Source organism: Photobacterium ganghwense (assembly GCF_003025595.1).
Classification (GTDB): Bacteria; Pseudomonadota; Gammaproteobacteria; order Enterobacterales; family Vibrionaceae; genus Photobacterium; species Photobacterium ganghwense.
On sequence record NZ_PYMI01000006.1, the window covers coordinates 168,285 to 180,767 of the forward strand.

The 12,483-nt window shown below is 54.3% G+C and carries 13 protein-coding genes; 3 read left to right on the forward strand and 10 right to left on the reverse strand.

The features are described from left to right. Nucleotides 1-140 precede the first annotated feature (140 nt). Nucleotides 141-566 carry a flagellar basal body-associated protein FliL gene (locus C9I92_RS19965; RefSeq protein WP_053061932.1) on the forward strand — a complete coding sequence of 142 codons (426 nt, stop codon included), beginning with the start codon at nucleotides 141-143 and terminating at the stop codon, nucleotides 564-566. Nucleotides 567-699: 133 nt separating this feature from the next. Here C9I92_RS19965 and glpD read toward each other — a convergent pair whose 3' ends face one another. The 9 genes from glpD to ftsY form a co-directional block, all read right to left on the reverse strand. Beyond that, nucleotides 700-2,208, reverse strand: coding sequence for a glycerol-3-phosphate dehydrogenase (gene glpD, locus C9I92_RS19970; RefSeq protein ID WP_047887333.1), 1,509 nt, complete (start codon nucleotides 2,206-2,208; stop codon nucleotides 700-702). 210 nt (nucleotides 2,209-2,418) lie between these two features. Further along, nucleotides 2,419-3,180: a DeoR/GlpR family transcriptional regulator gene (locus tag C9I92_RS19975; RefSeq protein WP_047887263.1), complete on the reverse strand. Its 762-nt coding sequence runs from the start codon at nucleotides 3,178-3,180 to the stop codon at nucleotides 2,419-2,421. 146 nt (nucleotides 3,181-3,326) lie between these two features. Then, the gene (gene glpT / locus C9I92_RS19980) at nucleotides 3,327-4,688 is read right to left on the reverse strand and encodes a glycerol-3-phosphate transporter (RefSeq protein ID WP_047887264.1); all 1,362 of its coding nucleotides are present in this window, start codon (nucleotides 4,686-4,688) and stop codon (nucleotides 3,327-3,329) included. Nucleotides 4,689-4,960: 272 nt separating this feature from the next. Then, a complete protein-coding gene (gene glpG / locus C9I92_RS19985) occupies nucleotides 4,961-5,803 on the reverse strand; it encodes a rhomboid family intramembrane serine protease GlpG (RefSeq protein ID WP_047887265.1) in 843 nt (280 codons plus the stop codon). 72 nt (nucleotides 5,804-5,875) lie between these two features. Next, nucleotides 5,876-6,205 carry a thiosulfate sulfurtransferase GlpE gene (glpE, locus tag C9I92_RS19990; protein ID WP_047887266.1) on the reverse strand — a complete coding sequence of 110 codons (330 nt, stop codon included), beginning with the start codon at nucleotides 6,203-6,205 and terminating at the stop codon, nucleotides 5,876-5,878. A 477-nt stretch (nucleotides 6,206-6,682) separates the two neighbouring features. After that, the gene (gene rpoH / locus C9I92_RS19995) at nucleotides 6,683-7,543 is read right to left on the reverse strand and encodes an RNA polymerase sigma factor RpoH (RefSeq protein WP_047887267.1); all 861 of its coding nucleotides are present in this window, start codon (nucleotides 7,541-7,543) and stop codon (nucleotides 6,683-6,685) included. 116 nt (nucleotides 7,544-7,659) lie between these two features. Next, the gene (gene ftsX / locus C9I92_RS20000) at nucleotides 7,660-8,586 is read right to left on the reverse strand and encodes a permease-like cell division protein FtsX (RefSeq protein WP_047887268.1); all 927 of its coding nucleotides are present in this window, start codon (nucleotides 8,584-8,586) and stop codon (nucleotides 7,660-7,662) included. Beyond that, complete coding sequence (ftsE, locus tag C9I92_RS20005; protein WP_047887269.1) at nucleotides 8,576-9,244, reverse strand: cell division ATP-binding protein FtsE; 669 nt, start codon at nucleotides 9,242-9,244, stop codon at nucleotides 8,576-8,578. Before ftsE ends, ftsX begins: the two co-directional genes overlap by 11 nt. A 3-nt stretch (nucleotides 9,245-9,247) precedes the next feature. Continuing rightward, a complete protein-coding gene (gene ftsY / locus C9I92_RS20010) occupies nucleotides 9,248-10,645 on the reverse strand; it encodes a signal recognition particle-docking protein FtsY (RefSeq protein ID WP_047887270.1) in 1,398 nt (465 codons plus the stop codon). A 147-nt stretch (nucleotides 10,646-10,792) separates the two neighbouring features. On the opposite strand from ftsY, the gene rsmD reads away from it, so the two are divergent. Both rsmD and C9I92_RS20020 read left to right on the forward strand, forming a co-directional pair. Beyond that, a complete protein-coding gene (gene rsmD, locus C9I92_RS20015) occupies nucleotides 10,793-11,398 on the forward strand; it encodes a 16S rRNA (guanine(966)-N(2))-methyltransferase RsmD (RefSeq protein ID WP_047887271.1) in 606 nt (201 codons plus the stop codon). Then, the gene (locus C9I92_RS20020; protein WP_047887272.1) at nucleotides 11,395-11,661 is read left to right on the forward strand and encodes a DUF1145 domain-containing protein; all 267 of its coding nucleotides are present in this window, start codon (nucleotides 11,395-11,397) and stop codon (nucleotides 11,659-11,661) included. Before rsmD ends, C9I92_RS20020 begins: the two co-directional genes overlap by 4 nt. A gap of 129 nt (nucleotides 11,662-11,790) precedes the next feature. On the opposite strand, the gene C9I92_RS20025 is transcribed toward C9I92_RS20020, so the two are convergent. Further along, a complete protein-coding gene (locus C9I92_RS20025; protein WP_047887273.1) occupies nucleotides 11,791-12,378 on the reverse strand; it encodes a YhgN family NAAT transporter in 588 nt (195 codons plus the stop codon). Between the last annotated feature and the right edge of the window lie 105 nt (nucleotides 12,379-12,483).

Sequence of the window (12,483 nt, forward strand, 5' to 3'; positions counted from 1 at the left end):
CCAATCTTCCCGTGCGGGGCTTGGTAGTTCCAGGTTAATTGATTACCATGAAGAAACACTATTGTAGCAAGCTGTAACCGGTACGAATATCGTTACGATCGAAAGATCCCAAACCAACGCCTGAAAATAGCGATAACGCCATGTCATCAAAACTAAAAACCCTTTGCGCCGGATGCCTGCTCCTGCTGACTTCCCCGCTGTTTATGCCCTCGGCCTTCGCTGAGGAAGCGGCTGAGATTACCCCGCAATATTCCTATTACACCCTGGAACCGGACATTACGACCAATTACGTCACCCAGGGAAAAAAGATTGGCTATCTGCGCTTGCAGGTGGATTTGATGGTGGCCGATCCGGCCAATATTAAAGAAGTGGAGCATCACGCCCCGCTGATTCGCGATGCCATTATCAGCATTATCGGCCAGCAGCCGGAGGCCAAAATCAAATCGCTGGCCGGACGAGAGGCAATTCGCCAAGCATGCCTGAACCGCGTCAATGAGCTGCTGATCATGGAAACCAACAAGAAACTGTTGACGGAACTACTGTTTACCAAGTACCTGTACCAGTAATGTCGGCCAGTGGAATCGGCAGCTGATCGCTGATTCAAAGACCAATGACGACAAACAAAAAGGCGCCTGAGGCGCCTTTTTTACTCGGGGACGAATCTGGCTCTGAGCCCATCCGTCCTGATATCAACCGCGGTTAGGCCGCTTTGGCTGCCGCATGGCTGGCGATGTAATCCGCCACAGCCTGTTGCTGCTCGCTGCTGAGGTACAGGCCCAGCTTGCTGCGTCGCCACAGGGCATCTTCAGCGTGCTGGACGAATTCACTGCGCATCAGGTAGTCCAGCTCACGGGCGTAGAATCCTTCACCAAAATGCTGTCCCATCTCGGCTTCGCTGCTTACGCCCTCAAAGATATGAACCACGCGGGTACCATAATTGGTCACCAGACGGGTTGCCGCCAGTGCCGACAACCATGGGTACTGCTGACGCAGAGCCTGAGCCCGTGCCACGCCGTCAAACCCGGCTTCGCCACCCGGCAGGCAGGCTGATGCCGTCCAGGGCTGACCCATTTGCGGGAAGAACGGTGCCAGTTTCACCATCGCCGACTCTGCCAGCTTACGGTACGTCGTCAGCTTGCCACCGAAAATAGACAGCAGCGGCGCTTCGTTCCCTTCTTGCTCCAACTCCAGCGTATAGTCGCGGGTGATCGCCTGCGGAGAGTCAGATTCATCATCACACAACGGACGGACGCCGCTGTAGGTCCAGACCACGTCGTCACGATTCAGCTTGTGTTTGAAGTGGTTGTTATACACGTTCAGCAGATAGCCGATTTCGTTGTCATCAATGGCCACCTCTCGCGGATCGCCGTTGTACTCTACATCGGTGGTGCCGATGATAGAGAAACGGTCCAGATAAGGGATCACAAACACAATCCGGTTATCTTCGTTTTGCAGGATGTAAGCCTGCTCCTGCTGATGCACGCGCGGAACCACAATGTGCGATCCCTTAATCAGGCGGATATTACGTGGTGAACGCGCTTCCAGGCTCTGATCATAGAAGGTTTTCACCCAAGGGCCTGCAGCGTTTACCAAGGCGCGGGCACAACGTTCGAACGTATCGCCACTCACCTGATCACGAATGGTCACCCGCCAGATATTGTCTTCACGCACGGCTTTTTCGACTTTACAGCGGTTACGGACTTCCCCGCCGCGCTCAGCCACTTCCATCGCATTGAGGATTACCAGACGCGCATCGTCCACCCAGCAGTCAGAATACTCAAAGCCTTTAGTAATTTCCGGTACCAGAACAGATTCGGCACCGAACTTCAGGCCGCAGCTGGCCGGCAGCGTGGTACGTTTGCCCAGATGGTCATACAGAAACAGGCCGGCACGAATCATCCACGCCGGGCGCAGATGCGGGCGGTGTGGCAGGCGAAAGCGCATCGGACGGGCAATGTGCGGAATTTTTCGCAGCAGCACTTCACGCTCGGCCAGTGCTTCGCCGACCAGACGAAACTCGTAATGCTCCAGGTAGCGCAGGCCGCCGTGGATCAGCTTTGAACTGGCAGACGAGGTTGCCGACGCAAAATCCTGCGCTTCATACAACCCGACATTCAGGCCACGTCCTGCCGCATCTGCGGCGATACCGGCCCCGTTAATGCCGCCACCCACGACGATCAGGTCCATTACTTCTGTTGTTGCTGCCATGTCACCACCTCTAGGGAGAGCAATCCGAATACTGAAAAGTTCAAATTCGCGCGTTAATGTTCGATAACGAACATAATAGCGGATCGTTTGACCGAGATCATCATTGTTGTTTTCGATAAATGACAGATTCATGATCATGACGGCATTTTTACGAAAAAAAACGGGCTGCCAATGGGCAGCCCGTTTTCCTTTGCGCAGTCAGCGAAAAAATCAGCTCACGACTTCGACATGAATTTCATGCTCTTCTAACCGTTTCGCCAGATCTGCCGGTGGCGGCTGATCGGTAAACAGCATATCAACCTGACTGATATCGCCCAGGTTAACCATGGCGTTGCGGCCAAATTTCGTGTGGTCCGCCCCCAGCATGACGCAGCGGCTGTTCTCAATGATCGCCTGCTTAACGCGCACTTCGTGGTAATCAAAATCAAGCAGCGAACCGTCAAAGTCGATGCCGCTGATCCCCAGGATGCCGAAATCAAGACGGAACTGGGAAATGAAATCCAGTGTGGCTTCGCCGACAATCCCGCCATCGCGGTTACGGACTTCACCGCCGGCCAGAATGACCCGGAAGTCATCTTTACCGGTCAGGATGCTGGCCACGTTCAGGTTGTTGGTCACAACCCGCAGATCATTGTGGTTCAACAAGGCCCGTGCCACCGCTTCCGGCGTGGTTCCGATATCAATAAACAGGGTCGCTCCGTCCGGAATATGCTGGACCATCGCCTGAGCGATATTGTCTTTTTCATTCAACTGCATCACTTTACGTGTGCTGTAGGAGGTGTTCACCGAACTGGAAGGGATGGTGGCGCCACCGTGGTGACGACGGATTTTATTTTCGGCAGCCAGCTCGTTCAGATCCCGACGGATAGTCTGTGGGCTGACACTGAATCTCTCAACCAGGTCGTCGGTACTGACGTAGCCCTGGTTTTTCACAAGATCGATGATTTCCTGATGACGTTTGCTTTGCTTCACTGCTGACGCGGCTCCTTTTACCAAACAGAATCTCACTCCGGTCGGGCGCTATGCTGTTCAGCGTGGAAAAAAACAAGGCCCCGCGACTGCGGAGCCTTGCCATATTACCTAGGGTGCCATCAAGATGCCAATGATGGCGATCGCAATCACGCGTTTTGCTCTGCCAGACGCTCACGGTGCAGACGGCTTTCGCCAATCAGCGCCAAGGTCAGGAAGAAAATAGACAGGCCACAAGAAGCGGTCAGTACGATGAAGCCGCCATCCCAGCCGAAGTGGTCTACGGTGTAGCCCAGAATCGCGTTCGCCGCGACGGCTCCACCCAGATAACCGAACAGACCAGTCAGACCTGCTGCTGTACCTGCCGCTTTCTTCGGAGCCAGTTCTAGAGCGTACAGACCAATCAGCATAACCGGACCGTAAATCAGGAAGCCGATTGCCACCAGCGCTGCCATATCAACCGCCGGGTTACCCGCCGGGTTGAACCAGTACACCAGTACCGCAACGGTCACCAGCGCCATGAACAGGATACCGGCAGGGGCACGACGGCCTTTGAAGAATTTATCCGACATCCAGCCACACAGCAGCGTACCCGGGATACCCGCCCACTCATACAGGAAGTAAGCCCAAGAAGACTTATCCACGGTGAAGTGCTTCACTTCGTTGAGGTAGACCGGTGCCCAGTCCAGCACGCCGTAGCGGATCAGGTAAACGAAGGCGTTTGCCACTGCGATGAACCACAGCAGTTTGTTATTGAAGACGTATTTGAAGAAGATCTCTTTGGCCGTCATCTCTTTTTCGTGAGAAACGTCGTACGAGTCCGGATAATCATTCTTGTACTCTTCGATCGCCGGCAGACCACATGATTGCGGCGTATCACGCATTACCAACAGTGAGAAAGCCGCCACCAGCAAGGCGAAAAAGGCCGGTACGTAAAACGCCGATCTCCAGTCATCGTTGAACGCCCACAGGCCCAGCAGGAACATCGGACCGATCAGGCCACCACCCACGTTGTGAGCCACGTTCCAGACCGATACGATTTCGCCCCGCTCTTTGCGCGACCACCAGTGCACCATCGTCCGCCCACAGGCCGGCCAACCCATCCCCTGGAACCAACCGTTAAGGAACAACAGGATAAACATCGCCGCGATACTGCCGGTCGCCCAAGGCATAAAGCCAAAGCACAGCATGACAATGGCTGACATCGTCAAACCCGCCGCCAGGAAGTAACGCGGATTCGAACGGTCAGAAACGTTACCCATCAGGAATTTTGACAGACCGTAAGCAATAGATACCGCCGCCAGAGCAACACCCAGGTCACCACGGCTGTAGCCATATTCTTCAATCAGGTACGGCATGGCCAGGCTGAAATTTTTGCGGACAAGGTAATAGCCGGCGTAACCAATGAAAATCCCGGCAAACAGCTGCCAGCGCATGCGTTTGTATACGGGGTCGACCTGAGCGTCAGGCAATCGCGCCTGATGCAAAGCCGGTTTAAAAATCCCAAACATAAATTGATCCTTATTGTCTTGTTTTAGCGATGGTATGGGTACAAACGAGTACAAAGGTGAGCGAAAATACTCAATAACGCTCAAATCAGGCAAATTATTGCTCTAATGAAGGTTGTAAAATGTGAATGAAATCAAATACGAGGGTTTATTCTTCGTGACATCCGACCAAAACGAGCATTTTCTTCTCGCTTTATGACACTGATTGCGCTTTCAACAAAAAAGGTGAACACCGACGGTGTTCACCTTAGTTGGGACGGGGCAAAAATCCGGGGCTACTGCGCGTGCGAGCGCCCCAGCTTGGCATCAAACAGGGCCAACGCACAGCCACTGAACAAGCCGAACAGGTGAGCCATATTGGCAATGGACATGCCGAACATATCGGCAAAGCCCAGCACCAGCCACACCAGCATGAAAGTGACGTAAGAGCGCGGCATCGATAATCCCCGCTCCGGTGCCAGCCAGCCCAGCCACCACAGGTAACCCATCAGGGCATACACCACCCCGGACAGCCCGCCGAAATTCGGACCATGAAACCAGAACTGGGCAAAACCGGAAACCAAGGCCGAAATCAGGAAAATCTGAATCAGCTTACTGCTGCCGCTGTGCAGTTCCAGCTGGCCGCCGAGAATCCACCACCACAGGCAGTTAAACACAATGTGCAGGATGGAAAAATGAATCAGGGCATGGGAGAAAAAGCGCCATACCTGCCACTCATCGCCCTGCATCAGCGGGAAATGCATCAGCGAAAACAGCGGTGCCTGCATCCCCAGCAGCCACAGAATATAAATCCCGATAGAAGCGACCATCACCGTCAGCGTAAAGGGCCCTGCCTGAGATTTGATCAGCTTTACCAGGCTGGGACTGCGGTAATCAAACCGCGCGGTCCGCGTTTCGGCAACATCCCAGGAGGCACCGAGGTATTTTTTATCATAAGGATTGGCCAGAAACAGATTCAGCTCGGCCTCTGCCTCAACCAAATGCTGGCTGTCTTCCAGCCAGATGGCAAACTGCCCTTCCGGCTCGGGGGCCAGCAGCAGGGTAATACCGCGGGAGGCCATATAATCAATAAAGGCCTGAGCCTGGCGGGGATTGTTGATTCCGGCTAAGCGATGCATCTCACTCTCCAAAGTTGGCGCGCCGGTTCAAGCCCCGGCGCGGGCAGATACTACGCCGGCCGGATGACGCCGTTACGCAGTCTGCACACACGGATATGACTGGCGACGCCACGCTTCAAAACCGCCGTCGAGGCTGTACACACAGTCAAAACCCTGGTGGATCAGGTACTGAGCAGCGCCCTGGCTACTGATCCCGTGGTAGCACATCACAATCACCGGCTGCTCAACATCCACCTGGTTCATAAACTCAACCATTGTATCATTTGTCAGGTGAAATGCGCCCTCCGGATGGGCCAGGGCAAAAGACTGCGGATCACGAATATCCACCAGAACGGCATTGCTGTCAGACTGATTCAGAAGCTCGAAAGCCTGCTCGACTGAAATATGTTCAAACTGATCCATAAGGTTCACTGTCTCTCTATCATTGACGATCAGATGGCAGGATCTTCGCGTCACGCAATTAGTGTGATGATCGTCCGGTTTGGGATCCCGCCATCCCCCTCACCCGGCTGCGGCTATTGTACCTCACCAAGTTACTCACAACCCCATCGAAAAAATAAGGGTAATTACGGAGCATCCGCCGTGCTCCACCCCAGCAATCACAAGGGTTGAGGATACCCCATTCACTTCGCCCACCCGGCTATCGTACACTTTACCACCAGCTGTGGAAAAAACTGTGAATAGCGTTGATAATGTGTTTTGGCAAAAAAGGATCCACTATATGTAGATCGGATCCGCTCAAAAGCTGTGGGTAACTTTGTGAAAATTATTCCTGCCTGGAAGCTTTCTGTGACCTATCTTCCAGATTTCAGGCATAAAAAAACCAGCCTGAGGCTGGTTTTTGTGACTCACATTTTGTGGATAGTTTTTTGCGGATCCTCAGGCAAATTCGCCCACGGCTTCTTTCAGTTTCCGCATCGCATTTTTTTCCAGCTGGCGGATCCGCTCGGCAGAAACGCCGTAATGCTCAGCCAGTTCCTGCAGAGTCGCTTTGTTATCATCCAGCCAACGGGCACGGACAATGTGCTGGCTGCGCTCATCCAGGCTCGCCAGGGCCGTCGACAGACGATTGTTCGCATGCGCTTCCCAGTTGTTGTCTTCAAAGCTGCGAGCCAGATCTGAAGACTTGTCTTCCAGGTAGTAAACCGGCGCACTGTAGGCCGTATCGCGATCGTCATCTTCGGTTGGCATTTCAAACGCTGCATCCTGAGCGGCAAGGCGGGATTCCATCTCACGAACTTCGCTGGCGTCAACCCCCAGCTGCTCAGCAACCATGTTCACTTCTTCATTATTGAACCAGCCCAGGCGCTTTTTCGCCTTGCGCAGGTTGAAGAACAGCTTGCGCTGCGCCTTGGTGGTGGCGACTTTAACAATACGCCAGTTACGCAGCACATATTCGTGGATTTCCGCTTTGATCCAGTGCACGGCAAACGACACCAGACGCACACCCACTTCCGGGTTGAAACGTTTTACAGCCTTCATCAGGCCGACGTTGCCTTCCTGAACCAGATCCGCCATTGGCAGGCCATAGCCTGAGTAGCCACGCGCAATATGAACAACAAAACGCAGATGCGACATAACTAACGCCTTCGCGGCGTTAAGGTCACCATCAAAGTGAAGACGCTCAGCTAACTCACGCTCCTGCTCAGCCGTCAGCATTGGATAGCTGTTGACGCTCTGGACGTAACTTTCCAGACTATCTGCAGAAACCAGAGCCATTGATGTCATCTCTTGTGTCATCCAATAAACCTCGTGTGTTACCAATGAGAAATAGCTTTAACACGCAATAATGCCCAGAAATTGATCACTATTGCAAGTCAGCAGCCCAATTAACCCAGTTTATAGACCGAAAAATGTCAGACAGGTTCAATTTCTTTCAGGTGCCGCGCGGCCGACAAGCGGGCAGCCAGCAGGCCAAGGAACGCTGCCAGCATCAGCAGAATCAGACTTTCATCCCAGCCCAGGCCGACCAGACGAAAGCGACTGTCGTATAGCCCCGCGAGCGAGGTGACCGCCGAATCCAGCAGCAGGGTAATCACCAATGTCAGCAGGCACGCTACCGCGCCGCCAATCACTCCGTACCAGACCCCGGTATAGAGAAACGGCCGTAAAATAAAGCTGTCGGTCGCCCCAACCAGTTTCATGACTTGCACTTCATCGCGCTGGTTCAGCACCTGCAGCCGCAGCGTGTTGCCGACAATCAGGAACACAGCCATCAACATCAGACCGGAGATCACCATCGCCAGAGTCACCACTAACTGCTTGATAGCCACCAGCCGCTGTAACCAGTCACTGTCCAGTCGCACTTCATCGATCATGGCCTGCGACCGCAGACGGGAAGCCAGCTGCGTCGCCTGTTCTGGCTGTTGCCACTGCGCCCCCGGCTCCACCACCAGCACCCCAGGTAGTGGGTTATCATCGAGCAGACTCAGTGCCTGTTCAAAGCCAGCCTGCTGGCGAAACTCTTCCATCCCTTGCTGGGGAGAAATATAGTCTACGGAAGCGATTTCCGGCCACTTTGCCAGTTCATCCCGCAAATTTTCCGCCGCTGTGCCTTTGCTGGCCGGCGACAGATACAGGGTGAGCTGCGTCGGGTTTTGCCATGCCTGACCCACCAATACCAGATTCTTGGCGAACAGGTAAAACGTGGTTGGCAGCGTCAAGGCGAAAGCCAACACAGCCAGGGTCAGGAAGTTCCCCAACGGGCGACGCATCATATCAGTAAGTGCCTGCTTACATTGCTGCTTGTGGACAGCAAAAAAACCGGTGGTATTACGCGCCATACGGAATCTCCCTCAGCTGTCCCTGATACAAATCCAGGCGGCGATAGTTGCGGGTCGACAGCAGCGAAGTATCGTGGGTTGCCATCAGTACCGTCACACCGACCCGGTTGAATTCTTCAAACAAGTTCATGATTTGTTGTGACAACGCAGCATCAAGGTTACCGGTTGGCTCATCGGCCAGCAGCATCAGCGGTTTGTTCACAATCGCCCGGGCGATGCCCACCCGCTGTTGCTCCCCCCCGGAGAGCTGAACCGGCAGACAGCGTGCCTTGTCCAGCAAGCCGACTTTATCCAGCGCGGCAGAAACCCGACGCTTGATATCATTTTCACTGACCTCCTCTACCCGCAGCGGCATCGCGACATTGTCGTAAATACTGCGGTCCATCAGCAGTTTGTGATCCTGGAAAATGATCCCGATATTGCGGCGCAAAAACGGGATTTGCTTGTTATCGAGCCGCGTAATGTCGTGCCCGTTAAACATAATTTTGCCATCACTCGGCCGTTCAATGGCGCAAATCAGTTTCAGCAGGGTACTCTTACCTGCACCGGAATGCCCGGTCAAAAACGCCATCTCTGCGGGCTGTAGATGAAAATCGACCTTTTGCAGGGCCTGACGTCCGCCCCGATAAGCTTTACTTACCTGCTGAAACCGGATCACAATTTATTCCTCGTCACTAAATAGCGCTTCAATAAATTCGTCTGCGGCAAACGGACGCAGATCCTCAATCCCTTCCCCGATACCAATGTAGCGGATTGGAATATTGAACTGGTCGGCAATGGCGAAAATCACCCCGCCCTTGGCAGTTCCGTCCAGCTTGGTCAGGGTAATCCCGGTGACCGGTGCCACTTCACTGAACAGCTTCGCCTGACTGATCGCATTCTGGCCGGTACCGGCATCCACGGTCAGCATGATTTCGTGCGGCGCGTGCGGATCGACTTTCTTCATCACCCGGACAATCTTGCGCAGCTCTTCCATCAGGTTGCCTTTGTTCTGCAGACGGCCTGCCGTGTCGGCAATCACCACATCCACCTGCTTGGCGCGGGCCGATTCGATGGCGTCATAGATGACTGAGGCACTGTCAGCCCCGGTATGCTGGGCCACCACCGGCACATTGTTTCGCTCACCCCAAACCTGCAGCTGCTCCACTGCCGCGGCACGGAACGTATCGCCCGCCGCCAGCATCACTGACTTGCCCTGGCTCTGGAACTGCTTGGCCAGTTTACCGATGGTCGTGGTTTTACCGACCCCGTTCACGCCGACCATCAAGATGACATACGGCTTTTTGGTGGTATCAATCACCAGCGGCTGCTCAACCTTGGTCAGCATGTCGGCCAGCTCTTCTTTCAGCAGGCCGTACAGCGCCTCACCGTCTTTCAGATCTTTGCGATCAGCTTTGTCGGTCAGGTTTTCGATAATTTTGAGCGTGGTGTCCATGCCGACATCCGCGACCAACAGCTGCTCTTCGAGCTCTTCAAACAGGTCGTCATCAATCTTTTTACCACTGAACAGGCCAAAGAACCCCGAACCGAAATTGGTTTTGGTTTTCTTCAGGCCGCGCATCAGGCGGGCAAAAAAGCCTTCACTCTTTGGCTTCTCCTGTTCCAGTACCACTGGAGCCGGCTCAGCAGCCGTCTCAGCAACTGGCTCGCCCTGCAACTCAGCCTCGACCGTGGTGTCGGCTTCTGCGGCAAGCGCTGCGTTGGCATCGGGGCTGGCTTTCGGGGCGTACTCTGCCGCCTCTGGCTCAGCGACCGCTTCGATTTCCGGCTCCGGCTTCGGTTGTTCGGCAACGACCTCAGCCGCCGCGGCTTCCCGTGGCTTCTCCGCTTCAGCGTCCGGCTCGGCCGGATGGTCGTGCGCTACCGCGTTGTCAGCGTCCGCGTTTGTTGTCCCGCTCTCAGGTTCAGCGACAATCTTCGCTTCGACTGAATCTTCAGGTGCCTGTTTTGCTGCCTCGTCGTGTGACGGGTGTTCCTGTTGCTGTGCTGTTTGCTCGGTCTGCTCTTCAGAGCCAAAACCCAGCCACGAAAATAATCCGCGTTTCTTCTTTTCTGCCATTGGCAAATCCTAGCGCTTGATTGGTACAATTTGCGGCCTACGTATCAGGGTCTGATTCACCCTGTCCCTGTTCGCGGGCGCTCGTTTGCGCGCACACAGCGAAAGGGTTTGGGTATACTAACATTTTCTCAACGGTCGAAGAAATCTATGACGAGACGCAGACAACAATCAGGGCAAAAGTCGCCCACTTCCCGCCGCGATGGCTTCGTGCGGATCATCAGCGGACGCTGGCGTGGCCGGAAACTCCCCGTGCATAATGTTGAGGGGCTGCGCCCGACGACCGATCGTGTCAAAGAAACGGTGTTTAACTGGCTGGCACCGGATATCCCGGATGCCCGCTGTCTGGATCTGTTCACCGGCAGCGGCAGCCTGAGTTTCGAGGCCCTGTCCCGCGGGGCCGAACTGGTCACCATGCTGGAGCTGGATAAAAAAGCCGCCGAACAACTGGAGAAAAACCGCCAGTCACTGGGCGCCGACAATGCCAAAGTGGTGCAGACCGACAGCCTGACCCACCTCAAGCAGCCGGGAACGCCGTACGATGTGGTCTTTATCGACCCGCCATTTCGCAAAGATCTCCTGAGCGACGTCATTTCGCTGCTCGAGCAACAACAATGGCTGGCTCCCCACGCCATGATTTATATTGAAGCAGAAAAAGAGCTGGGTGAACTGCCGACCCCGACAAACTGGCATCTGCACCGAGAAAAAACGGCCGGTCAGGTCTGTTACCGTTTATTTGTGAGAGAGGAAGCATGAAAGCACTGATTTTACTGGCAAAGGCTGCCATTGGTTTCGTCTGGCTGGTTTTGCTGGTGAACATTTTTTACCCGTTCCCGGGTGTGGCCGCGATGGCCCTCTATATTATGACTGGCTTCCTGCTGATGATGCATGGCCTGCAGATGCTGATTTTCCTCGGGGCGTTCGGCGATAAAATCTCGATGTCGCGCTGGGAAAAATGGTCGATCCTCATCTTCGGTATCTTTGCGCTGCTGGATATCCGCCGCAAGCACATGATGTGATTACCACTTGTCAGCGCCTCGTGACCATGCACGCGCGGACTCCGTGTGATCTGACACGGCGAAAAGCATAAAAAAAGCGAGGCCGCCGCCTCGCTTTTTTTGTCCGTCCGGTACGCGGCTCAGACGAGCTTACAGTGTGAAAAACTCGCGGATCCCGTTCAGGAACATCTGGGTCGAAATCATAATCAGCAGTAAGCCCATCAGGCGCTCGACCGCTTTTAGCCCCCGCTCGCCCAGCACCCGGTTGAACACCTCGTAGAACATCAGAATGATAAACGAGGCTCCCCAGGCCAGTAATACGGCAATGACCCAGTCAAAGGTTCGGCCCGGCTCCTGGTTCGACAGCAACAGCAGCGACGCCAGTACCGACGGTCCGGCAATCATCGGAATTGCCATCGGCACAATAAACGGCTCTTCGCCCGCCGCCAGCCCGGTGACCCCACCCGGTTGCGGGAAGATCATCCGAATCGCGATCAAAAACAGAATTATCCCGCCAGAGATACTGACCGTCTCGGTAGAGACGTGAAGAAAGTTCAGCATCTTCTGTCCCCCGAACAGGAACAGCAGCAAAATAAACAGAGCAATTAGCAATTCACGGATCAGGATGAAGCGTCGTCTTTTCGGGTCGATGTGTCGCAAAATCGACAACATCACCGGCAAGTTACCGAGCGGATCCATGATCAGAAACAGCATCACCGCCGCAGAAATAATTTCCACAGAGCAGACCTCAGACAGCGTGTTTAATGAAAGAAATAAAGAGAACGCAGAACGATCAGCCAGAAAGCTGAACGATGGACGGAGAGTATAACAAACGAACAATAA

Bases quoted from the DNA above. Each gene is read 5' to 3' on its own strand.
- glpE (WP_047887266.1), bottom strand. From the start codon at position 6,205: ATGGATCAGTTTGAACATATTTCAGTCGAGCAGGCTTTCGAGCTTCTG.
- glpT (WP_047887264.1), bottom strand. From the start codon at position 4,688: ATGTTTGGGATTTTTAAACCGGCTTTGCATCAGGCGCGATTGCCTGAC.
- rsmD (WP_047887271.1), top strand. From the start codon at position 10,793: ATGACGAGACGCAGACAACAATCAGGGCAAAAGTCGCCCACTTCCCGC.
- C9I92_RS19965 (WP_053061932.1), top strand. From the start codon at position 141: ATGTCATCAAAACTAAAAACCCTTTGCGCCGGATGCCTGCTCCTGCTG.
- glpG (WP_047887265.1), bottom strand. From the start codon at position 5,803: ATGCATCGCTTAGCCGGAATCAACAATCCCCGCCAGGCTCAGGCCTTT.
- rpoH (WP_047887267.1), bottom strand. From the start codon at position 7,543: ATGACACAAGAGATGACATCAATGGCTCTGGTTTCTGCAGATAGTCTG.
- ftsY (WP_047887270.1), bottom strand. From the start codon at position 10,645: ATGGCAGAAAAGAAGAAACGCGGATTATTTTCGTGGCTGGGTTTTGGC.
- ftsX (WP_047887268.1), bottom strand. From the start codon at position 8,586: ATGGCGCGTAATACCACCGGTTTTTTTGCTGTCCACAAGCAGCAATGT.
- C9I92_RS20020 (WP_047887272.1), top strand. From the start codon at position 11,395: ATGAAAGCACTGATTTTACTGGCAAAGGCTGCCATTGGTTTCGTCTGG.
- glpD (WP_047887333.1), bottom strand. From the start codon at position 2,208: ATGGCAGCAACAACAGAAGTAATGGACCTGATCGTCGTGGGTGGCGGC.